This is a genomic window from Cryptosporangium japonicum, assembly GCF_039524755.1.
GTDB lineage: Bacteria > Actinomycetota > Actinomycetes > Mycobacteriales > Cryptosporangiaceae > Cryptosporangium > Cryptosporangium japonicum.
On record NZ_BAAAGX010000009.1, the window covers coordinates 39,775 to 64,238 of the forward strand.

The window sequence follows — 24,464 nt, forward strand, 5'->3', positions numbered from 1 at the left end:
CACACGGGCCTAAGAGCGTGTTTGAGAACCTCAGGCGATAGACGGTTCGGGGAACACTCGGGCGCGTTGTCGGGTGGCAGGTCGCCGGCGGGCCAGCCGTCGGGTGGTGGTGGCGATCGCGGCCCAGCGGATCATGGCCTCCGAGGTGGCCGGATGACGTTCGTAGTCGCGGGCCAGCCTGCGGTAAGAGGTCAGCCACGCCAGCGTGCGTTCGACCGCCCACCGCCGCGGTATCACCGCGAAGCCCTTCTGACCGGCGGGTTTGGCGACAATCTGCACGACGATCCGCAGCAGCCTGCGGGCGCGTTCGACCAGCTGCCCGCTGAACCCGGCGTCGGCGAACACGCGCCGCAGGCGCGGGCAGTGGTGGTAGACGCGCAGCAGCACGCTGAGCGCGCCCTGCCGGTCCTGGACGCTCGCCGGGCGGACCATGACCATCAGCAGGAACCCGACGGTGTCGGTCACGATGAACCGTTTCCGGCCGTTGGTCTTCTTCCCCGCGTCATAACCCCTGGTCTCACGGCCGACGGTATCCGCGGCCCGAACCGACTGGGTGTCCATGATTCCCGCCGAGGGCTGCGGATCCCGGTCCTGCTGGACGCGGGCGGCCTGACGGATCGCATCCAACAACCGGAAGGTGAGCTTGTCTTCTTCCCACCGCACGAAGATCGCGTACACGGTCTGCCACGGCGGGAAATCCGCAGGTAGAGCCCGCCACGCGCACCCGGACCGCACGACGTAGAGAATCGCGTCGACCACGTCCCGCCGGTCGTGTTTCTCCGGCCGTCCACCCACCGGCAGGGGCGTCTCCGCAGGTAACAGCGGCTCGATCACCGCCCACTCGGCGTCAGACAGATCCGAGGGATACCGATGCTCACGCATCCACCCGACCCTGCCGAGAACCAACCCTCCACAGTCACCACGACACGCCGAGGCCGGCTCTCAAACACGCTCTAAGGGCCGGGCAGGACGGTGGAGTCGCGTAGGGCGGCGAGGTCTCCGCTCGCTCATCGGATTCTCACTGCGTTCCGCAAGACCCGACCTTCGATCAACCGGTGAATCGTTCGGACCGCTTCATCCGGCGCACGCTGAACCCCACCGAACGCGGAGGTGTCAATATGGCCAGGCAGACTGTGGTGTTCAAGGCGTGCGCCTGCGGCGACGCAGCGTGGCAGCGCAACCGGTCGTGCGGCCGGTTGTCTGAGCGTGGACACGGAAGCTGGCATTCCGACTGCCGGATGCCGGTTCTGACTGGGGGACCCGGCAGGTCCGCTGCGGTGGGTTCCGCTCCGCAGTCGCAGCGCGGGCCGCTCGCGTGGAACTCCTCGGTCAGTCGCCGCAGGTGTGCGCCGCCGGCGCCTGGACCGTTACGCAGTGGTTGCGGTACTGGTTGACGACCCGAGCCTCGATCCGGCCGACCACGCGGCGCAGCTACACCGAGCACTGCGAGCAGTACTTGATCCCCGAACTCGGACAGGTCCGGCTCGACCGGCTCGAGCTCGGCCAGCTGCCCGCCGCCTTCACCCGGCTCGGGACCCGGACTAACCGCTACGGGAATCCGCTCGCCGCCGCGACGCTGCACCAGATTCGCGCGACGCTGCGGGCCGCGCTGAACGCCGCGGTCCGCGAGGGCCTGCTCACCGACAACCCCGCCCGCCGCCTCGAGCTCCCGCCGGCACGCCGGCCGCACGCTGTGGTGCGGACCGCCCCGCAGGCCCAGGCCTGGAAACGGGACGGCTCCCGCGAGCCGGTCACGGTCTGGACCGTCGAGCAGCCCGTCGTGTTCCTGGACGGGGCCGAACGCGACCGGCTGCACGCGCTCTGGCACCTGATCGCCCTGCGCGGCCTGCGCCGGGGTGAGGCCGCCGGGCTGCGGTGGTGCGACCTGGATCCGACCGGGCGGTCCCGTACGTCACCCAGCAGCGCACCGAGGTCCCCGGGCAAGTGCTCGTCGGGCCGTCCAAGAGCCGCGCCAGCCGCCGCAGCATCGCCCTCGACCAGCACACCATTGGGGTCCTGCGGGCGCACGCCGAGCGGCAGCGCTTCGAACGCCGCGCTGCCGGCGCCGAGTGGACCGACACCGGCTATGTCTTCACCCGCCACGACGGCCGGCCGCTCTCACCGTCCGTCCTGACCCACCGGCTCGCCCAGCTGGTCGCTGACACCGGGCTGCCGCCGGTCCGCCTCCACGACCCGACCTGCGCCACGGCGCGGCGAGCCTCGCGCACGCGGCGGGAGCGGATCTGAAAACCGTGCAGGATTAAGCTCGGGCACGCCAGCACACTCGTCGGTGGCGGGAGCACGCCGCGTAGGCAGGCAGACGGAAACCTCGTCCTGTACGCCCCCTGGGATCGTCCCCATCTCGGCGAATAAATACGGCCAGCAAGGGAATTGAGGCGCCCAAGCATCAACGTCCCACCTAAGGACGGAATGCCGGGTTTGGCGCTTGGATCGTCTTCCAGTACCGCTTGACGTAATCGTGATACGTCATCCGTTCCGACGCATTCTTGACACGCCCCACATAATGATTCCGGGGCGCTAGGAAGTCTACGTAAGAGGGGGAATTTCAATGGCTCGACGGCTTTGGGCAATGGCTGCCGCGATCGTGTTAACTGTCGGATTTGGTGTCGCACTGACAGCATCACCGGCATCTGCGGGCTGCCACAAAGTAACCACATCGACGCGCCCCGGCGCGCCAACGTACACGGTCTGCGATCCGCCGCCGCGGAAGTGCCTTCATTACAAGAAGGTTTGGCGCGGACCATTCCGAGTCAAGGTCTGTGACAGCTGGGGATAAACTCTAAAGCCGAACAAAAGCGGAACGACAGGGCCGCCCGAGGGCAGTCGGGCGGCCCTGTGCTTCAGGCGACGTCGAAAGAAGGCAGCCTTGAAGGAGGAGACCCCGAGCGGGTTCTCTCGGGCGTGGCGCATCTCCATTCTAAGTGAGCGCAAGATCAAGTCGTCTGACGGCAGCGCCGCGCGAGACGATGGTTCCAGTTTACTGGAACCCCGCCACGGCATGGCGGAACGAGATGACGGTAGCGAGCTACTGTCTCGGTACCGTATTATTCGCCTGCTCCGCGCTGGGGCCGAGGGTCGGATCTACGAAGGCGAGTATATAGGCTCGGAGGGGTCCGTAAGAGTACCGGTCGCTATAAAAGAATACGATCGACCGGCCAATGCTTCGCCGCACTGGCCGCACGACGGAACCTGGCGTCATATAGAGGAGCAGGTTGACTTCCTCAACGGACTACCCAATAACATTCACCTTGTGCATACCCGCCGCTCATTCCTGGCCCCTCCGCAAATAGATCTGACGAAAGAGGCAGGCAGGACAGTTCCCTACGTGGTGATGGAGTGGATCGACGGTGAACCTCCCGACGCGATCCTACGCCGCGACCGTGTACCCCTCGTGCGGCGGACTACGTGGGTGAGACATCTCGCCGAGGCCTTATCCATCCTGCATGATCCTACCCTCCAAAATAACCCGCTCGCGCATTCAGATGTTAAACCGGGTAACTGCATAATCAGTCCGACACGCGGTCTGGTACTGGTCGACATGGGCAGTCTCCACCTCGCCCGCGGATCCAATAGTCGACAAAGCGTTTTTACGCCGGATTTCGCCGCGCCAGAGGTGCTCCAGGATCCGCTGTCGGCTCGATCTGAAGCGACTGATCTATTCTCGCTGGCAGCGACCGCATTCAGCCTCATTACGGAGGAAGTCCCCTCTTTGCGGTCGGACGCCGACGGCTATTTAGACGCTGCTTACCAAAAGCTGCGGCGGACCACGCTCCTACAGACCCCGATCGGGCATCGGCCCCGTAGGAAGCTGATTGATCACCTACTGAAAGGTATGGATCCCAGCGCTGAAAATCGTGCGGCGGTTAATCTAACTAAGTGGGCTCGGCGATTGGACCGGCTGGCTCGGCGTCCAAGAATCTTAAGATTATGGGTTTCGGGCACGGCAGTCACGACTGCCGCAGCGCTCATTCTTACCGCGACTTTGTCCTGGTTCGGGATGAACCCATTCCTGCAGTCATCGGCGGTCGACTTCGAACGTGGTGTCGTACACTGGGATCTCCTCCCCGACGACGCAGAATCGGCCACAAGCGCGGAGCGCTACGTTGGCGATTTCCGCCGACTGCGGCAAGGCTGGGCAGAGAGCGGGCGCGGCACGGCCGAGGTGAGTCCCGACGCGAATGGGCTCCTGTTTCGCGTGAGTAGCGTCGGCAAGTACCTAGTATTTCCTATCCCGCAGCCATATGGCGGCAATGACGAGCGCGTGATAGCGGTCGGGAGGATCAACTCAGGACAAGGTGGATGGGGAGTTTGGTGCAGAGGTGCAGAAAAAAATGGTGGTGCCCGCTATCAGTTTGTATTGACACACGCCGGTAATATTGGCATTTTTACCTTCAGGAATGGCGAGAAAGATGCTGTCGATGGCACCGCATGGTGGCATGTAGACGGTCTCGATCTCTCTCGCCCCGTGACGATAGAAGGCCGCTGCAGCGACTCCGGAATTCCAGGGGTGAGCCTGACGATGCTATTAAACGGCCGAAAAGTTCTATCGCAGTCCCAACCCAAAACTCTCCTCGGTCCAGGGTACTCGGGCCTATCGATCTATGCCTTCGATGATCTCTCAGGGCCGAAGATCAACTTGTCGCTGAGTGCACTCCGGATCTACTAGGTAGATTCCTTGACAGGGGGAACTGGTGGACCCATTAGACGCTGCCGCCGCTGTAACCACAGTGGGCGCATTCGTCCTCGCATTTTGGCAGTACCTCGAAGGTCGGCATCGTAAGCGAGATGAGGCCGTTCGTAGTGCGCTTCAGCGTGAGCGACTGCGTGCGGCTACGGACGCCGCCGTCCTTGGCGCAGAGGCGGCGGACTATATCGTCCAACGAAGCAAAGACGTCGATGTCAGTCGGGAAGAGCTTCAGAGTATTGCGCGTATAGCTCGCCGGAATCTCCGCTATGTAACTGAGCAATTGAGGCGAGAAGAACGACTCCTAGGATCTCCCAAACCAACCAATGAAGGGGTAAGGAGCGTACGTCCAGAGCACGATACCGCGAGTTCTGTGGCGACTATCGAGGGGCGAGCGGACGGCGCTCGCCTGCCCGAAACCGGCGGAATCAGTGAGGGTGATAGTTCGGCCACCGCGGAGGCCGATTAACATCCTGAAGTCAAGTCACTGTTCTGGCGTGGCATAGTTACCAGGCCATCGTATCAACATGTGGCTCATGCAAGTACGACGGACGGTTGATTCGCTGCCGTATACCCGCAAGCGCGTGACGATTGCGTATGCCAAAGATCGTGTCCGGATTGCCAGGTACGGCCGATCGGCCGCATCTGATCCGTCCACGTAGATTCCTGTTTCGCACGTCGCAACCGGCGACCTAATCTGGTACGCCGAGAAGGAGACCGTGGGGAGGCGTGCGTGCGCCCTGCCAGCCCGCCACCGCTACGCCCAAAGCGTAGCCGGCCGAATACTTCTCGGATGTGCTGCCTGCCCAGACGTGGAACGCCGGGTCAGAGCGGCGACTGCTGCCGCTGGCAGGCAGGATGTCGGGCGTGGAGCACGAACTCCCTCGATTGCACTGGGGTCGGCGGGTTGAGGTCCGCGCCGCTGGCCTGTGGAGATCAGCTGTGCGCGATCGTCGTTGGCCAGTTCGTCGCGGTCAAGTCAGGCACGCCACGCTTGGGACTGCCCAGACTTCGGTTGACTCGGTTCGGTAGGTGGAGTCAGGCCGCGTGAGCGGTCTGGTGGAGTGTCTCGTATTCGATCGGGGTAAGCCGTTCGAGGGCGTTCTGGCGTCGGCGGCGGTGGTAGGTCTTCTCGATCCAGGTCACGATCGCCAGCCGGAGTTCGTGTCGGGTGGTCCAGCGGCGGCGGTTGAGGACGTTTTTCTGCAGCAGGGCGAAGAACGATTCCATCGCGGCGTTGTCGGCGCAGGTCCCGACCCGCGCCATCGATCCGCGCAGCCCTGCTGCCCGCAGTGCGTGGATGTATGCGTGGGATCGGAATTGGCTGCCCCTGTCCGAATGGACGATCGCGCCTGATCGCCCGCGGAGCGCCACGGCGTTGCGCAGCGCGTTGACCGCCAGTTCAGAGGTCATGCGGGAGTCGATCGAGTAGCCCACAATCCGCCGGGAGCAGGCGTCCTTTATCGCGCAGAGGTAGAGCTTGCCTTCGTCGGTGGGGTGCTCGGTGATGTCGGTCAGCCAGAGCTGATTGGGTGCCGGCGCGGTGAACTCGCGTTGGACCAGGTCGTCGTGGACCGGTGGTCCTGGTCGCCGGCTGCGGCCGCGGTTGCGGGCGTGGACCGACCAGAGGCGCTGCTAGGTGCAGAGCCGGTTGACCCGATTGCCGCTGGCAATCGTGCCCTGACCGGCGAGTTCGTCGGCGATGAACCGGTAGCCGAACTCCGGGTCGTCGTGGTGGATGTCGATCGCGGCGTTGATCAGGTGCGCGTCAGCCCAGTCCCGGTCGGTGACCGGCCGGCTCTTCCATTGGTAGAAGGCTTGTTTGGAGAAGCCGAGCGTCCGGCAGGTCACCGCAACCGGAACACCATCAGCGGCAAGGTCGAGGACCAGCGGAAACATCTGTGAGGCTTCGGGGCGGCAGATCCGGACGGGTGCTGCCAGGGTCGGGTCCGGCGGCGCGAAGTGGCTCACGATATATCTGGCCGCCAGGTGCGTGCCTTGAAAATGACCTGCCCTTCGCGTCGCCGGCACCGCCCCGAGCATCGGGTGGCTTAATCAGGAGCCTGGCCGCGACCGCGTGCCTCATCACAGATTTGCCCCATCGGTGCTGCACCCGGGTCGGTCCAACCTCGACCACGGAGGCCGAAGCTGAGCACCGCCGAACAGATCGACGCCGTTGTCGGTGTCGACACTCACCGCGACACCCACACCGCTGCGCTGACCGATCCGGTCGGCCGCCAGCTCGCAAGCCTGGTCGTCCGCGCCAACGCCGACGGCTATGAGCAACTGCTCGCCTGGGTCTCCGAGCAGGCACCTGGCCCGCGGCTGCTCTGGGCGATCGAGGGCACCCGCAGCCATGGCGCGGGCTTCTTCCGCGCGCTGAGTAAAACCGGCGCCACGGTCACCGAAGTTGATCGGCCGACCCGGCGGGCCCGTCGCGGCGGCAAGAGCGACGCCATGGATGCCCTGCTGGCCGCGCGCTCGGCACTGTCGGCAGAACAGGTTCGTGATCCTCGCGCGGACGGTGCCCGCGAGGCCGCCCGGCTCCTGCTGGTCGAGCGAGAGCGGGCTGTTCGACACCGGACAGCGGTCATCAATCAGATCCGAGATTTGGTGCTCACCGCCGCCGACCAGCTCCGAGAGCGTCTGCGAGATCGGTCGATCGCCAAGCTCGTCGCCGCCTGCCAAGCCCTGCGGCCGCGCTCGACCGACTATCTCGAGACGCGCACCCGCATCCAGTCGCTGCAGCGCTTGGCCCGCCGCATCCGCGCGCTCAACGAGGATATCCGCGTCATCGAGACCGACCTTCAGAACCTGACCAGCAGCCACGTTCCCGACCTGATCGCCGAGCCCTGCGTCGGTCCGGTGACCGCCGCGCAGGTCTGGGTCAGCTGGTCACATCCAGGTCGGATCCGGTCTGAAGCCGCGTTCGCTGCTCTCGCCGGCGCCAGCCCGCTGGAGGCCTCCAGCGGTCAACGCACCCGGCATCGCCTCAACCGCGGCGGCGACCGGCATCTCAACCGGGCCCTGCACCACATCACCTTGACCCGGCTGGCGATCGATCCGGCGACCCGGGACTACGTCAACCGGCGGATCGCTCAGGGCAAGACTCCGCGGGAAGCCCGCCGCTGTCTCAAACGCTACCTCGCCCGCCGACTCTGGCGAGTTCTCGAACACCAACGACCGCCATCACCGACGCCTTGACAGACCATAGGAGCGTCATTTTGGGAGCACGTCGCAAGCGAAGTAGGCGGTCGCCCGGCGCAGGATCTCGTTCTCCTGCTCGAGCTGCAAACCGCATCACCGCACGCAGGAAACCGCGGCTGATCAACCTGAACCCGCAGGTCAGCGGCCTGATGGCCAACCTCGGCAAGCAAGCAACATCGCGGCGAGGACGAGCAACCGGCGCGCAACCACTGTCCGCATAGGAACAAGAGATCGGGTAAAAGACCAGGTCAGCGGGTGGGCCGCCTGGGGATCGAACCCAGAACCCGCGGATTAAAAGTCCACTGTATCCGGTCATACTCCGGAATGACGGCTCATATGAGCCGTTGTTAACGAGTGTGCATTAGTGATAGCTGTTCTGTCCATACGACTTGTCCGAGATGACCCCACGGTGCTCGTTGGTGAAGTCGTTCTGTGAAGCAGTGTGAACGAGTGCCATGAGGTACGAGCCGCATCGGAGCCGCCAGACCGCCCAACCGGCGCGTCGATAGGCCACCGGTCCCGGCGCGGGAGGGGTTACGACGTCGTCGGGGTCAAGGCAATTTGCGCTCAGAGACCAACCAGGAACAGGACTCCGGCGACTACCAGTCCTGCCTCGACCAGGCGCGTAAACAGCCGATCACTGAGCCGGCCGACCGTGCGCTTACCCACCCAGGCACCGGCCAGCGTCGCTGGAGTCAGCGCCACCCCCAGCCACAATACGGTCGGGTTGAGGAGGCTCCCTGCGCCGTAGGCGATGAGCTTGGTGACGTGCAGGACGAGCGCGCAGGTGGCCTCCGTGCCGATGTAGGCGTCACGCGCCAGCCCGTAGGCCAGAAAGAACGGCGCCGTCAACGGCCCGACCGAGCCCAGCAGCGCGGAGCCGAGCCCGGACGCCGCGCCCACCGCGGTGAACGCCGGCAGGCTTGGCCGCCGGGGGTTCGGCCGCAGCCTCCGCCAGACCACGACCACCACCAGAAACACCCCGAGGACCCGCTTGAGAGGAGCGAGCGGAGCCGCCGCGAGCAACAGCCCACCGGCCAGCGCGAGGGGAACAGCCCCGAGGGCGAACCGGCCGATGATCGCCCACCGCAGATGGCCGCGATTGAGCCAGGCACGGGAGGCGTTGCTGGACAACTGCGTGAGAGTCAGTACGGGAATCGCGGTACGCAGCCCGAACAGCGCCGTGAACACCGGCAAGAGCAACACACCACCACCGAACCCGGCCACCGCGGACAACCACGCGAGAACGAACGCCGCTGCGGATGCCGCCGCCAGAACGCCCACCACCTGCCAGGTCACCGGCACAGTCCTCCTACCAGCACGACAACACATGCACTGGTAGGGACCGTTGGCGGACACAGCCGCGGTTCACCCGGACGGGTCGGCGGGCCCCACCGCCGGGAGACAACTACCTCCACCGCCACGATACCGGCCCGCGTTGTTGCGCCGCCCCGGCCCGCCTGCCGGTCCTTGACGACAGCCGTCTACCGCACCAACCTTCAGCAACCGCAGTCCAACCGACGGTGCACACTGGGCGCCGGTTTTTCCCTCACGATCGGCTGCGTCTCGGAAAAAATGCCGATCCGAGGGTTGCATCCGGTACCCGGGTACAGCCTTACCGTCAAGTTATGACCACAGAGACCCCTGATCTGGACTGGGCGCCTTCCGCGTGCACCCTTCCGACACCGGAACGTCCCCTGCGGGTGGCCGAGTTCGACGCGCTGTTCGCCGCGTCGCTGCGGCGGGTGGAACGTCTCGCGCCGACCCGGCTGCGGCTGGCGCTCGCCGAGACCGGTGACATCCGGGCGACGGCGGAAGACCTGACCGCGCGGGAGACCGCCTGCTGCTCGTTCTTCTCCTTCGCCCTCCGACCGGGCAACGACGGCGAATTGCTGCTGGACACCGAGGTTCCCGCGTCGCAGGTCGCCGTGCTCGACGCGTTGGCGGCCCGTGCCTCGGCGGTACTCGGATGACGCTGCGAACCAGTGAGGTCGCCGCCGCGGCCGGGGTCAACACCCAGACGCTGCGCTACTACGAGAGACGCGGACTGCTGGCCGAGCCCGAACGCTCACCGGGCGGGCATCGGCTCTACCCGGCCGAAGCGGTCACGGCGCTGCGGATCATCAAGGCCGCACAGCGCCTCGGGTTCACCCTCGACGAGGTCGCCGACCTGCTGGAAGCCGGCCGCCACCGACACCGCACCGACACCGGGCTGCAGGCCCGCGCCCAGGCCAAACTCGTCGAGATCGACGCCCGGCTAGCCGACCTGCAGACGATCCGCGCCGCCCTGATCGAGGCCGTCGACGCCGGCTGCGACGACCTCGCCGTCTGCGCCGAGAGCCCATGCTGCCCACTGCCGTTCACCGACCTGGCCGACGTCACCGTCCGCACCGACCCACCGCAGACAAGCCAGGCCTGTTGTACGCCCGCCGACCCGAGAACGGAAGCCCCGCAATGACCACCACACCGACCAAGCCCGATGCCCCGCTGTCGGCCCGTGGCCGCGTTCTCACCTGGCTGACCGCTTCGGCCGCCGCGCTCACCGGTGGCCTCGGAGTCCTGATCGCCTGCGCCGCGTGCTGTGTGCCGGTGCTGGTCGGCGTCGGGTTCCTCACCGGCGCCGCGGCGGCAGGGCTGCAGAACGTGTTCCTCGGAGTGGGCGCGGTACTGATGCTCGCCGCCGGTGGGCTGCTCTTGTTGCGCCGTCGCCGGGCCCGCCACGTCAGCGGATCGGGGTGCGGGGACAACTGCGCGTGCTGACTCGGCCCGGCTCTGAGCAGCGGAATCCTTCGTGATGGGATTCCGTCCGTGACTGTCGTGCGTTCGCTGCTGCTCTTTGCCCTGGCCGCGCTCGCCGAGATCGGCGGGGCCTGGCTGATCTGGCAAGGATGGCGCGAACACCGCGGCCTGCTCTGGATCGCCGGCGGCATCCTCGCGCTCGGCGCCTACGGCTTCGTCGCCACGTTCCAGCCCGACCCGAACTTCGGCCGGATCCTGGCCGCCTACGGCGGCATCTTCGTCGCCGGGTCGCTGGCCTGGGGCATGGTCGTGGACAGGTTCCGCCCGGACCGGTGGGATCTCATTGGCGCGGCGGTCTGCCTGATCGGCGTTGCCGTGATCATGTACGCCCCACGTAGTAGCTGATTCGCCTTCCCCGGCTCGAGCCACGACACTCTGTCGGTCAGGGCCGGCCGGGAAGGGGCGGACGATGGTCGACGACATCGCTGATCTGCGCGCCGCGCGCTGGGCAGGTTCCCTTCCATTGGCCTTCGGCGCCGGTGCGGCCGTCGGTGTGCTGGGCGGGATGATCGGCCTTGGCGGTGCGGAGTTCCGGCTACCACTGCTGATCGGGGTGTTCGGGTTCGCGGCGCTCGCCGCGGTCATCCTGAACAAGGCCATGAGCCTGGTCGTCGTCCTCAGCGCACTACCCGCCCGCCTCACTGCGGTGCCGCTCGACGAGCTAGCCGGGCACTGGGTCATCGCGATCAACCTGCTCGCCGGCAGCCTCCTCGGGGCGTGGGCCGGGGCGGCGTGGGCGGTCCGGATGCGCACGGCGACGCTCTACCGGATTCTCGCGGTCCTCATGGTCGGCATGGCCGCGGCCCTAGTCCTGACCCACACGACGACCGCGTCCACCCTTGCCCTGCCGGACGCCGTTCGGGCGGTGACCGGCGTGGCCGCCGGCTTCGGCATCGGGGTCGTCGCCGCGATCATGGGCGTGGCCGGTGGCGAACTCCTCATCCCGACGATCACGCTGCTCTACGCGGTCGATGTCAAGATCGCGGGCAGTCTGTCGCTGCTGGTGTCGCTCCCGACGATGCTGGTCGCGTTCGCTCGCTACAGCCGCGATTCCAGCTTCCAGGTCCTGCGCAGCAACTGGCGTTTCGCGGCCACGATGGCCCTGGGGTCGATCGCCGGCGCCCTTCTCGGCGGGCTACTGCTCGGTGTCGTGCCGAACCTGGTTCTGGTGCCACTGCTGGCCGTCGTCCTGCTGATCTCCGCGTACAAACTCGCCCGTCATTGAACCGCAGTAAGGGCCCCTCGCCCGCCCCTCCTACGCCGGTCGCTGCTCTCGGTGCCTTGCCGCCTGGGCACCTGTGCCGAACGAGGTCGCTCCTCGATATTGACGTTTATCGATGCATTCGCCACAGTAGTCGTATCGATGTTTGTCGATATCATCGATCGGAGGTCTCTCATGGGATCGGATTCGACGCGCGAGCAGGTACGGCAGCGCTACGCCGCAGCGGCGCTGAAAGTGACTGAAGCTACGCCGGAGTCGACGTCGTGCTGTGGACCCGCTGCGCCGGACGAGATCGACCAGCGGTTCGGCGCCGGCCTCTACGGCGACGACGTCGACGGCCTGCCCGCCGAGGCGGTGGCGGCATCGCTGGGGTGCGGAAATCCGCTGATGGTCGCCGACCTCGCGCCCAGCGAATGGGTGCTGGACCTGGGCTCCGGTGGAGGAATCGACGTGTTGCTCTCCGCGCGACGGGTCGGCCCGGACGGGAAGGCCTACGGCCTGGACATAACCGACGAGATGCTCGCCCTGGCGCGAGCGAACGCGGCCACGGCCGGTGCGACGAACGTCCAGTTCCTCAAAGGAGAGATCGAGGCAATCCCGCTGCCCGATGAATCGGTCGACGTGGTGATCTCCAACTGCGTGATCAACCTGTCCACGGACAAGCCCGCGGTACTCGCCGAGATGTTCCGGGTGCTCACACCCGGCGGGCGGATCGGGTCAGCGATGTGGTCGCCGAAGACCATCTGACCCCGGCTGATCGCGCGAAACTCGGCCGGTACACCGAGTGCATCGGCGGGGCGCTGTGCCGGGCCGAGTACCTCGACAGGCTGGCGGCCGCGGGCTTCGCCGACGCGTCGGTCACGTTCACCCACGAGACCCGGCCCGGAATGCACGGGGCGCTCGTCCGCGCGACGAAACGGCCGGCACCCGACAGGCAATGAGACTGCCGCGCCCCGGACCAGCCGCTGGTGCCGATGTGCCGACCCGGCCACACCAGCAGAATAGGCGACAGTACAGCTAGCGATGTATTCATCAATTGCTGTACTTTGCCGGTATGGAGATCGCGACTCACGGGCAGGTGCTGGCCCGCTTCGGCCATGCTTTGTCCGATCCGGTGCGGGCCCGGCTGCTGCTGGCGCTGCGGGAGGGCCCGGGGTACCCGGCGGAGCTGGCGGAGCTCTTGGGGACCACCCGGCAGAACCTCTCCAACCATCTGTCCTGCCTGCGGGGCTGCGGGCTCGTCGTCGCCGTGCCGGAGGGTCGCCGGGTGCGCTACGAACTGGCCGACCCGCGGCTGTCTCATGCGCTGGGGGATCTGCTGGGCCTGGTCCTGGCGGTGGATCCGGCCGCCTGCCCGGCCGCGCAGGACGAGGGGTGCTGCTGATGACCTCGCTGCCTCTGCTTGCGCTGGGGCCGTCTCCCGCGCGGCGGTCGGTGCTGTCCCGGCGCATCCGCCTGTTCGTCGCCGCGACGATGACCTACAACGTGATCGAGGCGGTCGTGGCGATCACCGCGGGCCGTCTCGCCTCATCCACGGCGCTGATCGGTTTCGGGCTGGACTCGGTGATCGAGGTGTCGTCGGCCGCGGCGGTGGCCTGGCAATTCGCCGGCCGCGACCCGGAGGCGCGGGAGAAGGTGGCGCTGCGGATCATCGCGGTCTCGTTCTTCGCGCTCGCCGCGTACGTGTCGGTGGAGTCCGTGCGCGCGCTGATCGGCGCGGACCGGGCAGCACATTCGACCGTGGGCCTGGTGCTGGCCGCGCTGTCGCTGGTAATCATGCCGGTGCTCTCGGCCGCGCAGCGCCGGGCCGGGCGGGAGCTGGGGTCGGCCTCGGCGGTCGCGGACTCCAAACAGACCCTGCTCTGCACCTACCTCTCGGGCGTGTTGCTGGCCGGGCTAGCGGTCAACTCGTTGTTCGGCTGGTGGTGGGCCGACCCGATCGCCGCGCTGGTGATCGCCGTCGTCGCCGTGAAGGAAGGCCGGGAAACCTGGCGCGGCGATGCCTGCTGCGCGCCCACGAGCGCCCTGGCGTCGACCCCACCGAGCGCCGCGGGTAGTTGCTCCGACGGCTGCTGCGCGGGTGAGTGACCCGTGGCCGCCGAGTGGCTGCTCTCCGCGGTCCTGATCGCGATCTCGTCCCCGGCGTTCGGGCACTTCGAGACCGTCCGGCCGTTATGGACCCGGATCGCCCGGTGGCTGGTCTACCTCGCGATCACCGGCCTGATCGGCGCGACGCTCGGACGGCCGTGGACGTTCGTCTGGGTGATCGGCCTGCCCCTGGCCGGGGCGGTCTTCCATGTCGCCTGGTGCCGCCGCCACGGCATCAACCCGCTGACGGCTGAACCACGCGACCGCTACGAACAACTGCGTGCCGCTCGCAGGCGGTGAGCCTCACAGCCCCGGGTATGAGTGTCGGCCGGCCGGGCCGGTGCTCTCGGTCCCGTTCAGGCCGTGAGCTCGGCGAGGAGTTTCTCGACCCCGAGGCGGATCTCGTCCCGGACCTGCCGGACGACCTCGATGCCCTGACCGGCCGGGTCGGTCAACTCCCAGTCCTCGTACCGCTTCCCGGGGAAGACGGGACAGGTGTCGCCGCAGCCCATCGTGATGACGGCGTCGGATGCCTGCACCGCGTCGACCGTGAGGATCTTCGGCGTCTGGCCGGTGATGTCGATGCCGACCTCGCGCATCGCCTCGACCGCGACCGTGTTGATTGACTCAGCCGGGGCCGAGCCGGCCGAGCGCACCTCGACGGTGTCACCGGCCAGGTGGGTGACCCATCCGGCGGCCATCTGGGACCGGCCGGCGTTGTGGACACAGACGAACAAGACGCTGGGCTTCATTCGGTGGTTCCTCTTCTTAGGCGTGCGCTGGTGCGAATTCGTCCAGCAGGGTGTGGACGCGGATGTCGAGGTCGTCGCGGATGCGGCGGACGACGTCGAGGGGCTGGTCTGCGCGGTCGGGGATGTCCCAGGTGAGGTAGCGCTTGCCGGGCAGGGCGGGGCAGGTGTCGCCGCAGCCCATGGTGACCACGACGTCGGCGGCGCGGAGGATCTCGTCGGTCAGTGGTTTGGGGTAGGCGGTGGCCAGGGTGATGCCGACTTCGGCGAGGGCCTGCTGGACGACGGGGTGGATGCGGCCGGTGGGGTGGGAGCCGGCCGAGCGGAGGTGGACCCGGCCTCCGGCGGCCCGGTCGAGGAGGGCGGCGGCCATCTGGGAGCGGCCGGCATTTCGGACGCAGACGAACAGTGCCTCGGGGATCGGTGCGGCGGCGGGGCCGAGTGATCGGCTCAGGGCGGCGAGCCGGTCGGCGGTGAACCGCTCGGTGAGCGCCCACAGCAGCAGGTGGGCGGTGGCCTGGCGGCGCAGCAGCGTGAAGGACTCGTGGACGTAGCGGTCAACCAGGTCTCGGGTGAAGATCCCGGCGTAGCGGTCGGTGAAGCGATCGACGATGCGCTGCAGCACGTTGTCGGTGCCGGCGGCGCGCATCTCGGCGTCGGTGGGGCGCAACGATCCTCGCGGCGCACCGTCGGCGGTGGACATGGGTCAGTGGGCCACGGGAACGGCGAGCTCAGCCAGGAGCGCGCGGACGCGGCGTTCGATCTCGTCGCGGATCGGGCGGACCGCGGTGAGGTCCTCACCGGCGGGGTCGTCGAGGACCCATTCCTCGTATCGTTTGCCGGGAAAGATCGGGCAGGCGTCCCCGCAGCCCATCGTGATGACGACGTCGGCGGCGCGGACGGTCTCGTCGGTCCAGGGCTTGGGGAACTCGCTCGAGATGTCGATGCCGCGTTCGGCCATCGCGGCCACGGCGGCGGGGTTGACCTGGATGCCGGGTTCGGATCCGCCGGACCAGGCGACCGCGGCGTCACCGGCGAGGTCGGTGAAGAAGCCCATCGCCATCTGGGAGCGGCCGGCGTTGTGGACGCACAGGAACAGGACGGTGGGTTTGCCGTCGTCGTGCAGACCCTCGACCTTGGCGAGCGCTTGCAGCCGCTGCCGGGCGAACCGTTCGGCCATCAGCGGCAAAAACCGGTTGACGGTCGCGGTGGTGGCGAACTGGTCGAAGGAGGAGAACAGGAACCGTTCGATGGTCTCCTGCCCGAACACCCCGTCGAACTGCTCCCGGAGATTGGCCGCGGCGGTGCGCAGCGACAGGCCTTGCTCGGGTGAGAGCACGTCCCAGGTTGCGGCGGTGGGTGGGCTGGTCGGAGTCTCGGTCATGACGGGGTCCTTCCGCCTTTCCGGCGGCGGCGTTGCCGCCGGGAGCTCTCAGGCGCTGAGCGCGCCCGGGTCGAGGGCCAGCGCGAGTCGGTCGACGCGGCCGGTGATCTGCTGGTAGGCGTCCTCGAACGCTTGATCGCTGTCGGCGGGCACCGGGTCGGGCACCGACCAGTGCAACCAGTCCCGATCGGCTTGCACCGGGCCGGGTTGAGCGTCCGTGGCCGGCCGGACGGTGAACTCTTCGTAGGCGTTGTCGCAGACGGCCACGAGCAGGTCACCGGGCCGCGCCACCTGGGACACGTGCCGGGTACCGGTGGCTTCCAGGCTCAGGCCGTGCCGACGCGCCGTTCTGACCGCGCGAGGGTGGACCCGGTCCGCGGGGTGCGTTCCGGCAGACGCCACCGGCACCTGGCTCCGCCGGGCCCACGCGGCAGCGGCCAGCTGCGAGCGGGCGGTGTTCCGTGTGCAGACGAACACCACCCGGGACACCTCCTCGCCGATTCTCGCGGAGGTGGGTAACGCGGCAGCCAGGCTCGCGACCAGCGGATCGTCCGTCACGAGCTGCACGTAGCTGCGGCGCCGGTCACCGTCCGAGCGTCGCCGCCGGATCAAACCCGCCTCCTCCAGCACCCGCAGGTGGTGGGCCAGCAGATTGGTCGGCAGACCCAGCTCGCCGCCGAGTTCCCCCGGTGAGGCGTCCGCGAGGGCCAGCCGGTCGACCAGCGCCAGACGCACCGGTTCGCCGAGCGCCGCGTGCATCGCCGAGCGCCGCCGCAGCCCCGCGTCGTCAACCTGCGGGGTGTCCCGGCCGGTGCGGTCACTCATTGTTCACCTTCCTCGCGCTTGCCTCAAGAAGCATTGACTCAAGTATGGTTGAGACATGTCAGGAGTCAAGAGCAGCCAGCGGCTGGCATTCCAGCGGGCGGCAGTGGCGCGGGCCGTGGGCGCGGAGTTCCTCGGAAGCGCGCTGCTGGCCGCGCTGGTCATCGGGTCGGGCATCGCCGCCCAGCAACTCTCGGCCGACGTCGGGCTGCAACTGCTGGAGAACGCGGCGGCGACCGCCGCCGGGCTGTTCGCGCTGATCCTGATGTTCGGGCCGGTCAGCGGCGCGCACTTCAACCCGGTCGTCTCGATCGTCGACGCGTTCTTCGGGGGCCTGTCCTGGCAGCGGGTCGCGGCCTACGTCCCGGCGCAAATCCTCGGCTGCTGCGCCGGGGCGATCCTGGCGAACCTGATGTTCGAGGAGACCGCAGTCAGCATCAGCACCCACGACCGGGCCACCGGCGCGCATCTGCTCTCCGAGGCGGTCGCCACCGCGGGCCTGGTCCTGCTGATCTTCGCCCTGGCCCGCTCCGGCCGGGCAGCGCTGGCACCAGCGGCCGTCGGCGCCTACATCGGCGCCGCCTACTGGTTCACCAGCTCCACCAGCTTCGCCAACCCGGCGATCACCATCGGCCGCACCCTGTCGGACACCTTCGCCGGGATCGCCCCGGGCTCCGTCCTGCCGTTTCTCCTCGACCAAGTACTCGGAGGCCTGATCTTCGGCGCCGGCCTGGTCTGGCTGCTCTACCCGAGCCTCACCACCGCCCAAGCCGCCGACGTCGTCGTGCCCGCCACCGACGACACCAGCCGCGCCCAGCCCGACGGCACCCAGCCCGACCGGGCCTCGGCGCGGAACTGACTCACCAGCACCCCCATTCAGCCTGCGGAAGGCGACGCATCATGCACCTGGTCATCGTCGGCGGCAGCGACGCGGGCATCAGCGCCGCGCTACGCGCCTGGGAACTCGACCCCGCTGCGGAAGTGACCGTCGTGGTCGCTGACGCCTACCCCAACTACTCCATCTGCGGCATCCCCTACTACATCTCCGGCGAGGTCACCCACTCCACGCATCTGGCTCACCGCACCCGCGCGGACCTCGAAGCCACCGGCATGCGCCTGCTGCTGAACACCCGCGCCACCGCGATCGACGTCTCCGGCCACCGCATCGCCCTGCGCGGCAGCGACGGGCAATCATCGTGGCTGGACTACGACGCGCTCGTCGTCGGCACCGGCGCGACCCCGGTACGCCCGCCCATTCACGGGCTCACCGGTCCGGACGCGCTGGGGCCGGAAGACGGGGTGCACCTGCTGCACTCCATGGGTGACACGTTCGCGCTGACCGCCACCCTCGAACGCCTCACCACCGGCCACGACCCGGCGCAGGGGCCGCTCCGGGCGCTGATCATCGGCGCCGGGTACGTCGGCCTGGAAATGGCCGAGGGTTTGACCGCTCGCGGCATCCTGGTCACCCAGGTCGAGGCACTTCCCGAGGTGCTCCCGACCGTCGACGCGGAGCTCGGCGCGCTCGTCCACGCCGAACTCGAGCACCACGGCGTGACCGTGCACACCTCCACCACCGTCACCGCCGTCCACCGAGGCGCCGCCCCGTTCGACAGCCGGCCCGGACAACTACGCGTCACCGGCGTCGACGCGCAGGACCGCGACCTGGCCTGGGACGCCGACCTCGTCCTGGCCGTCGTCGGTGTCCGGCCGGACACAGCGCTGCTCGCCGAGGCCGGTGCCCGCACCGGGCCCCGGGACGCGGTGGTGGTCGACGAGACCATGGCTACCGGCCTGCCGGACGTCTGGGCCGCCGGGGACTGCGTCGTCACCCACCACCGGCAGCTCGGCGTCACCTATCTGCCGCTCGGTACTACCGCCCACAAGCAGGGACGCGTCGCCGGAGCCAACGCCATCGGCCAGGACGCACGCTTCGCGGGCAGCCTCGGCACCCAGGTCCTCAAGGTCTTCGATCTCGTTGCCGCGCGCACCGGCTTGCGTGACCATGAGGCCATCGCTGCCGGGCGTATACCGGCGACCATCCAGGCCGCGCCTGATGACCACAAGGCCTACTACCCGGGCGCGCACCCGATCACGATCCGCGTCACCGGTGACACCGCCACCGGCCGCCTGCTCGGTGCGCAATTGGTCGGCCGCCGAGGAAGCGAGATCGCCAAGCGGGTCGACACCTACGCCACCGCCCTGTTCCACGGCATGTCCGTCGAGGAGCTCAGCGACCTCGACCTGTCCTACACCCCGCCCCTCGGCACGCCCTGGGACGCCGTTCAAATGGTGGCCCAGGCCTGGAGCCGGCAGCACCGGGCCGGCCGCCGGGCCCTTCCGGTGTAACTCGCTAGCGGAGCTTGCTCCCCGGGGCGGTCATCGTGGCGAGCCCCACGGCGACGACACCCAGCACCGCCAGCACGGCGAAGGCTTCGGGGTAGCCGCCGAGTGGTCCGGCCAGCCACGCGCCGATGAACGGGGAGACCGCGGTGGCGAGCATCATCGGGGCGTTGAAGACGCCGTTGAGGCGGGCGAATCGAGCCGTGCCCCACCGGTCGGACACCGCCGTGGCCGAGAGCAACGTGGCCAGGCCGCGGGCGTTGCCAGCGACGAGCGCAACGACGATCAGCGCGGCGTAGGGACCGGGCAGGATCGCGAAGACGCCGGTGGTGAGTGCAGCGCCGCCGAAAACCAGGACCGTGCGGGTGGTCAGGCCGGACCGGCGGACCAGGGGCGCGTAGGCGAGGCGACCGAGGACCTGCCCGACACCGCCGAGGCCAAGGACCCAGGCCGCCGAGGTCGTCGAGTAGCCGCGTTCGTGCAGCAGCGGCACCAGGTTGATGACCGTCGCGTACAGGCAGACCGTGTTGACGGTGAACGCCGCCGCCAGCACCCAGAACTCGACCGGCCGGACGGGCCGATCGTCCGGGTCGTCAAGCAGCCGGGTCGATGCGGCAGGTGCGGCTCTTTCGGTGTTCGGCCAGGTCGGGCGGAGCCCGAGCCAGTGGGTGGGCACGGTCAGTACGGCGAGCACCACCGCCAGGACCAGATACGTAGCGCGCCAGGACAGGTGCTGATCGAGGGCGGCGGTCAGCGGGGCGAAGACGGTGCTGGCGAACCCGGCGACGAGCGTGATCGCGGTGAGCGCGGGAACGCGCCGGGGTCCGAACCAGACGGTGACGGCGGCGAATGCCGGGGCGTAGAGCACGCACGACAGCGCGACGCCGGCGAGCAACCAGGCGGCGAAGAACACCGGCAACGTCGGCGCCACGGCGATCACGAGTACCGAGGCGACCGCCAGCACGGAGCCGCCGGTCATCAACCAGCGTGGCCCGTGCTGCTGCATCAGCCGGCCGACCGGGATCCCGACGAGCGCGGACACAACTAGTCCGGCGGAGAACGCGGCGGTGATCGTCGCGGTCGACCAGCCGGTGTCCACGGTGATGTCGGCGGCCAGCACCGGGAAGGCGTAGTAGAGCACACCCCAGGACACGATCTCGGTCAGGCAGAGCACGCCCAGCGCCCAGCCCAGTTCTCGTCGCGAAGCGGCGCGTGTTTCCGGGCGGGAGGACAGGGTTGGACGCTGGGTCATGGGTCAGCGGACGCCGACGCTCAGCTCGACGATCTGCGGACCGGCCTCCGGGGCGCCGCAGCAGCCACCGGACGCGCTAGCCGGATCGTCGAAGGCGCCGCTGCCACCGCAGACCCCGGTGTCCGGCAGGACCAGTTCGACTCGGGCCGCGGCCTCGTGGTCACCGGCCAGCTCGGCGACGACGGACCGGACTTGCTCGTAGCCGGTCATCGCGAGGAACGTCGGCGCCCGGCCGTAGGACTTCATCCCGACCAGGTACAGGTCCTTCTCCGGGTGCGCCAGGTCGGCGGCGCCGGTCGCGGCGACGTCACCGCAGCTGTGCAGGTTCGGGTCGACCTCGGCGGCGATCCGCACCGGTGCCTGCAGTGTGGCGTCTAGTTCCAGGCGCATCTCGGAGAGGAACGACAGGTCGGGCCGGAAGCCGGTCAGGACGACCACGTGGTCGGCCGGCGCCAGTTCGACGCCGTTCTCACCGACGAGGATCGCCTGGCCGCCGGAGACCGCGATCCGGTCGGTGCGAAAACCGGTGACCAACTCCACGAAGCCCTTGTCGACCGCGGCCTTTGCACCGAGTCCGAGCGCACCGCGCTGCGGAAGCTCATCGGCGGAGCCGCCGCCGAAGGAGATCCCGGTGCCACCGCGCCGGACGACCCACGAGATCCGCGTGCCGGGGTGGTCCTCGGCGAGCGCGCCGAGCTGGATCACCGCGGTCATCGCCGAGTGCCCCGCACCGACCACGGCCACGTGCTTGCCGGCGAACTGCTCGACCTGCGCGGGCGGCAGATAGGTCACCAGACCGGCTTCAGCTGCGACGCGCTCCCCGAGCGCCGGGAGCCCATCAGCGCCGGCCGGGTTCGGAGCGGTCCACGTACCGGACGCATCGATCACCGCGCGAGCGTCGATCTTCTCCTCGGTGCCGTCGGCGTAGGTGACGTGGACGGTGAACGGCTGCTCGTCCCGTCCCGCGTCGACCAGCCGGTCACGGCCCTTCCGGGACACGCCGGTGACCCGGGCGCCGACGCGCACCGCCCCACCCAGGGTGTCAGCCAAGGGGCCGAGGTAGCCGGAGATCCACTCGCCGCCGGTCGGGTATCCCTCGGTGGGTGCGGTCCAGCCGGTCGGCGCCAGCAGCCGGGCAGCGGCCGGGTCGACCAGCTCGTTCCAGCCCGAGAACAGCCGCACGTGCGCCCACTGGCTCACCGCGTGCGCGGGCACCGGCCCGGCCTCCAGCACCAGCGGCGTCAGCCCGCGCTCACGCAGATGCGCCGCCGCGGCCAGACCCTGCGGGCCTCCACCGATGACGACGACCGGAAGATCGGACACCACACACCTCCATCACATCGATGATCGTGAATACGTTCCTAGCCTGCTTCTCGTATCGACGAATGTCAATGCGAGTGGCAGACTGATCTCATGGCCGCCCGAACTTCCCTGCCCCTCGCGCTGGACGCTTGCTGCTCGCCGGTCACTGGCGGGGTACTCAGCGAGGACGCCGCCGCCGCGCTGGCCAAGGTCTTCAAAGCCCTCGGCGACCCCACACGCGTCCGGCTCGTGTCGCTCATCGCCGCCTCCGCGGACGGCGAGGCCTGCATCTGCGACCTCACCGAACCCGTCGGGCTGGCCCAGCCGACCGTCTCCCACCACATGAAGTTGCTGGCCGACGCCGGTCTCGTCACTCGGACCCAGCGCGGCAAGTGGGCCTACTACCGCATCGTCCCCGAGGCGCTGAGCGCCGTCGCGCGCGCACTCACCCCGGTTGAGGCCACCACCCACGCGTGACGGCGACGCCGACCTGGGTCTGCTGCATAGCCAGCGTCCGTAACTCTGTGTCACTTCCGGGTGGTTCCGGGCACAATGAGGCGCATGTGGAACGAGGCCGGACGCTACCGGCTGCCTGACGGTGCCCGCGTCGTCTCCGGCGAGGGCGACCGGGTCCGGATGAACGTCGACATCCCCGGCGATGAGCACGGCTTTCTCGGCCGGCAGTGCCCCGAGTGCCGGCAGGTCTTCCGGATGTCCAGCCAGGACTACAAGACACTGCCGGAAAACCCGTCCCTGTGGTGCGTCTACTGCGGCCACCGGGACGGCCACAGCCATTTCCTGACCGAGCAGCAGCTCGCCCGCGCCAAACGGGCCGCCGCGGACGTCGGCATGCAGATGGTCAGCCAGGCCCTCGGGCAAGCGTTCAAGCGGCCGATCCGCTCCCGCGGATCGTCGATGGGCTCCCGCAGATCGTCGGGGGTCAGTGTCCGGATGACCTACCGGTCGAAGCCGTTCTTCCCCGCGCCACTGCCCGGGATCACCGAGGAGAACCTCATCCGGATCCGGCAGTGCGGCGGGTGCCAGGTGCGGTACGCGGTGTTCGGGGAGCACCGGTTCTGCCCGGTCTGCGGGCCGCTCCCGCCTGACGTCGTCGCCCTCGACGCCCTGGGAGCCGAGGTCGCCCGGCTGGACGCGATGGCCGAACTGCCCCCAGCGGCCGCGGCCACCCTGCGGGAGCAGGGTGCGCTGACCCGGCTGTGGGTCGACACCCTGGAGAACCTCGTCGGCGTGGTCGAGACCCTGGCCGGTGCCGTGTTCCGTGCCGCGGTCACCGACGCCGAAGCGCGCCTGAAGGGCAAAGGCAACATCTTCCAGCGGCTCGACCCGATGGCGGACCTGTTCGTCGACGCCGGCTACGACGATCTCCGCACGGCCGTCGACGCGGCGATCTGGCAGCGCCTGCAGCAGACCTGGGCGACCCGGCACGTCTTCACCCACAACGACGGCATCGTCGACGACAAGTACCTCGCGAAGGCGCCGGCCGGCAATGCCCGCCTCGGCCAGCGCCTCACTCTCACCGAGGCCGAGTGCCGCCGAGCGATCGCCGACACTACGACCCTCTGCGATGCGATCACGGCGCTGAGCGCACCGCCCCGGTAGCACGGCGTGCTCAGCGGACCGGTGAGCGGCGTTCGATCAGGACGGTGTCGCGCCAGACGCCGTCGCGCTGCGCGATGCGCTCCCGGACCCCGACCGTGCGGTAGCCGGCCGCATGGTGCAGGGCCAGGCTGGCGCGGTTCTCCGGGAAGATCGACGACTGCAGCATCCACAGCCCGCCCTCATCAGCCGCGGCCACCTGCCGGTGGAGCAGCGCCCGGCCGATCCCACGCCCGCGGTACCCGTCGGCGACGTACACCGACGTCTCCGCGACCCCCGCGTAGCACTCTCGGGCCGACGTCGGACTGGAGGCGGTCCAGCCGACGACCTCACCGTCGATCTCGGCCACCCACCGATGACCGGGCAGCCACTTGCCGTCCAGGCTGTCGCGGTCGGGCACCGTGGTCTCGAACGTGGCGTCGCCAGTGGCGATGCCCTCGGCGTAGATCCGCAGCACCGCGTCCCAGTCGGCGTCGGCCAGCGCCCGGACCGTCACGTCGGCCGGCCCGGCCGGCGGCTGCGCCGACAGGGGCGCCAGTAGCCCCATGACCGCGTCGACCGCCTGCGGGAAGCCCGTACAGCAGGCCGCGTTCACCGTGACCACGGTCGTCGTGCCCTCCTTACGGAGGTGGACGAAACGCACCTCGGCCAGCTTCCGGACGTGGTGCGAGCACGTGGATTGGCTGATTCCGAGGGTGGTAGCCAGCGTCCCGACGGTCACGCCGCCGGGGCTCGCGGCGACCGCGTGCAGCAGCCGGACCCGCACCGGCTCGGCCAGACACGCGAACCAGCTCGCATAAAGCTCGGCGTGGTCGGGCGCCAGCGCCGGCAGCGTCACGGTGCTCGTCATGACCCGAACTCTATCGATCATCGTCGATGGTTGCATTCATCGATACCAGTCGATACTTTCCCATCGACATCCTTCGATGGGAAAGGCCGGGCTTCGTGCTGCGCCGTTCCTGGACTCATACGAC

At 68.6% G+C, this 24,464-nt stretch carries 24 protein-coding genes and 2 pseudogenes; 16 read left to right on the forward strand and 10 right to left on the reverse strand.

Annotated features, from left to right (window positions below; all coding sequences use genetic code 11):
• Nucleotides 1-30 precede the first annotated feature (30 nt).
• Complete coding sequence (locus ABD437_RS11255) at nt 31-882, reverse strand: IS5 family transposase (RefSeq protein WP_344648735.1); 852 nt, start codon at nt 880-882, stop codon at nt 31-33.
• A gap of 433 nt (nt 883-1,315) precedes the next feature.
• Here ABD437_RS11255 and ABD437_RS11260 point away from each other — a divergent pair, with 433 nt between their 5' ends.
• A complete protein-coding gene (locus tag ABD437_RS11260) occupies nt 1,316-2,134 on the forward strand; it encodes a site-specific integrase (protein ID WP_344648736.1) in 819 nt (272 codons plus the stop codon).
• 885 nt (nt 2,135-3,019) lie between these two features.
• On the forward strand, nt 3,020-4,687 hold the full coding sequence (locus ABD437_RS11265; RefSeq protein WP_344649025.1) for a serine/threonine protein kinase: 1,668 nt from the start codon (nt 3,020-3,022) through the stop codon (nt 4,685-4,687).
• Between the two features lie 1,056 nt (nt 4,688-5,743).
• Here the strand turns inward: ABD437_RS11265 and ABD437_RS11270 are convergent.
• Nucleotides 5,744-6,604, reverse strand: a pseudogene (locus ABD437_RS11270) (IS3 family transposase); the annotation flags it as partial.
• Nucleotides 6,605-6,871: 267 nt separating this feature from the next.
• On the opposite strand from ABD437_RS11270, the gene ABD437_RS11275 reads away from it, so the two are divergent.
• On the forward strand, nt 6,872-7,909 hold the full coding sequence (locus ABD437_RS11275) for an IS110 family RNA-guided transposase (protein ID WP_344649026.1): 1,038 nt from the start codon (nt 6,872-6,874) through the stop codon (nt 7,907-7,909).
• Between the two features lie 570 nt (nt 7,910-8,479).
• Here ABD437_RS11275 and ABD437_RS11280 read toward each other — a convergent pair.
• Complete coding sequence (locus ABD437_RS11280) at nt 8,480-9,211, reverse strand: TSUP family transporter (protein ID WP_344648737.1); 732 nt, start codon at nt 9,209-9,211, stop codon at nt 8,480-8,482.
• Between the two features lie 329 nt (nt 9,212-9,540).
• Between ABD437_RS11280 and ABD437_RS11285 the strand changes: the two genes are divergently transcribed.
• The 9 genes and pseudogenes from ABD437_RS11285 (at nt 9,541) to ABD437_RS11325 (ending at nt 14,321) form a co-directional block, all read left to right on the forward strand.
• Entirely contained in the window at nt 9,541-9,885 is a 345-nt protein-coding gene (locus ABD437_RS11285; protein WP_344648738.1) for a hypothetical protein, read from the forward strand.
• Entirely contained in the window at nt 9,882-10,370 is a 489-nt protein-coding gene (locus tag ABD437_RS11290; RefSeq protein WP_344648739.1) for a MerR family transcriptional regulator, read from the forward strand. The genes ABD437_RS11285 and ABD437_RS11290 overlap by 4 nt, the downstream gene beginning before the upstream one ends.
• Entirely contained in the window at nt 10,367-10,672 is a 306-nt protein-coding gene (locus tag ABD437_RS11295) for a hypothetical protein (protein WP_344648740.1), read from the forward strand. The genes ABD437_RS11290 and ABD437_RS11295 overlap by 4 nt, the downstream gene beginning before the upstream one ends.
• A 48-nt stretch (nt 10,673-10,720) precedes the next feature.
• Entirely contained in the window at nt 10,721-11,056 is a 336-nt protein-coding gene (locus ABD437_RS11300; RefSeq protein ID WP_344648741.1) for a YnfA family protein, read from the forward strand.
• Between the two features lie 64 nt (nt 11,057-11,120).
• Nucleotides 11,121-11,936 (forward strand): sulfite exporter TauE/SafE family protein, encoded by an 816-nt coding sequence (locus ABD437_RS11305; protein ID WP_344648742.1) that lies wholly within the window; start codon nt 11,121-11,123, stop codon nt 11,934-11,936.
• A gap of 171 nt (nt 11,937-12,107) precedes the next feature.
• Nucleotides 12,108-12,874 (forward strand): annotated as a pseudogene (gene arsM / locus ABD437_RS11310) (arsenite methyltransferase).
• 113 nt (nt 12,875-12,987) lie between these two features.
• Nucleotides 12,988-13,317: an ArsR/SmtB family transcription factor gene (locus ABD437_RS11315; protein WP_344648743.1), complete on the forward strand. Its 330-nt coding sequence runs from the start codon at nt 12,988-12,990 to the stop codon at nt 13,315-13,317.
• A complete protein-coding gene (locus tag ABD437_RS11320) occupies nt 13,317-14,021 on the forward strand; it encodes a cation efflux transmembrane domain-containing protein (protein ID WP_344648744.1) in 705 nt (234 codons plus the stop codon). Before ABD437_RS11315 ends, ABD437_RS11320 begins: the two co-directional genes overlap by 1 nt.
• A 3-nt stretch (nt 14,022-14,024) precedes the next feature.
• The gene (locus ABD437_RS11325) at nt 14,025-14,321 is read left to right on the forward strand and encodes a hypothetical protein (RefSeq protein WP_344648745.1); all 297 of its coding nucleotides are present in this window, start codon (nt 14,025-14,027) and stop codon (nt 14,319-14,321) included.
• A gap of 56 nt (nt 14,322-14,377) precedes the next feature.
• Here ABD437_RS11325 and ABD437_RS11330 read toward each other — a convergent pair whose 3' ends face one another.
• Genes ABD437_RS11330 through ABD437_RS11345 form a run of 4 tightly spaced genes read right to left on the reverse strand, consistent with a single transcriptional unit; the run spans nt 14,378 to nt 16,979 of the window.
• Nucleotides 14,378-14,773, reverse strand: a complete 396-nt coding sequence (locus ABD437_RS11330; protein ID WP_344648746.1) for an arsenate reductase ArsC — start codon at nt 14,771-14,773, stop codon at nt 14,378-14,380.
• A 16-nt stretch (nt 14,774-14,789) separates the two neighbouring features.
• A complete protein-coding gene (locus ABD437_RS11335; RefSeq protein WP_425558143.1) occupies nt 14,790-15,419 on the reverse strand; it encodes an arsenate reductase ArsC in 630 nt (209 codons plus the stop codon).
• Nucleotides 15,420-15,476: 57 nt separating this feature from the next.
• Entirely contained in the window at nt 15,477-16,154 is a 678-nt protein-coding gene (locus ABD437_RS11340) for an arsenate reductase ArsC (RefSeq protein WP_344648748.1), read from the reverse strand.
• A gap of 48 nt (nt 16,155-16,202) precedes the next feature.
• Nucleotides 16,203-16,979, reverse strand: coding sequence for an arsenate reductase/protein-tyrosine-phosphatase family protein (locus tag ABD437_RS11345; RefSeq protein WP_344648749.1), 777 nt, complete (start codon nt 16,977-16,979; stop codon nt 16,203-16,205).
• A gap of 55 nt (nt 16,980-17,034) precedes the next feature.
• Here ABD437_RS11345 and ABD437_RS11350 point away from each other — a divergent pair, with 55 nt between their 5' ends.
• Together ABD437_RS11350 and ABD437_RS11355 are read left to right on the forward strand one after the other, a co-directional pair.
• Complete coding sequence (locus tag ABD437_RS11350) at nt 17,035-17,835, forward strand: aquaporin (RefSeq protein ID WP_344648750.1); 801 nt, start codon at nt 17,035-17,037, stop codon at nt 17,833-17,835.
• Nucleotides 17,836-17,876: 41 nt separating this feature from the next.
• Nucleotides 17,877-19,325: an FAD-dependent oxidoreductase gene (locus ABD437_RS11355; RefSeq protein ID WP_344648751.1), complete on the forward strand. Its 1,449-nt coding sequence runs from the start codon at nt 17,877-17,879 to the stop codon at nt 19,323-19,325.
• A 4-nt stretch (nt 19,326-19,329) separates the two neighbouring features.
• Here the strand turns inward: ABD437_RS11355 and ABD437_RS11360 are convergent, their stop codons facing one another.
• Together ABD437_RS11360 and ABD437_RS11365 are read right to left on the reverse strand one after the other, a co-directional pair.
• Nucleotides 19,330-20,571 (reverse strand): MFS transporter, encoded by a 1,242-nt coding sequence (locus ABD437_RS11360; protein WP_344648752.1) that lies wholly within the window; start codon nt 20,569-20,571, stop codon nt 19,330-19,332.
• A gap of 3 nt (nt 20,572-20,574) precedes the next feature.
• The gene (locus ABD437_RS11365; RefSeq protein WP_344648753.1) at nt 20,575-21,897 is read right to left on the reverse strand and encodes an FAD-dependent oxidoreductase; all 1,323 of its coding nucleotides are present in this window, start codon (nt 21,895-21,897) and stop codon (nt 20,575-20,577) included.
• Between the two features lie 87 nt (nt 21,898-21,984).
• Here ABD437_RS11365 and ABD437_RS11370 point away from each other — a divergent pair, with 87 nt between their 5' ends.
• Both ABD437_RS11370 and ABD437_RS11375 read left to right on the forward strand, forming a co-directional pair.
• Nucleotides 21,985-22,350 (forward strand): ArsR/SmtB family transcription factor, encoded by a 366-nt coding sequence (locus tag ABD437_RS11370; protein ID WP_344648754.1) that lies wholly within the window; start codon nt 21,985-21,987, stop codon nt 22,348-22,350.
• A gap of 84 nt (nt 22,351-22,434) precedes the next feature.
• Entirely contained in the window at nt 22,435-23,493 is a 1,059-nt protein-coding gene (locus ABD437_RS11375; protein ID WP_344648755.1) for a hypothetical protein, read from the forward strand.
• 10 nt (nt 23,494-23,503) lie between these two features.
• On the opposite strand, the gene ABD437_RS11380 is transcribed toward ABD437_RS11375, so the two are convergent.
• A complete protein-coding gene (locus tag ABD437_RS11380) occupies nt 23,504-24,340 on the reverse strand; it encodes a helix-turn-helix domain-containing GNAT family N-acetyltransferase (protein WP_344648756.1) in 837 nt (278 codons plus the stop codon).
• Nucleotides 24,341-24,464: the final 124 nt, after the last annotated feature.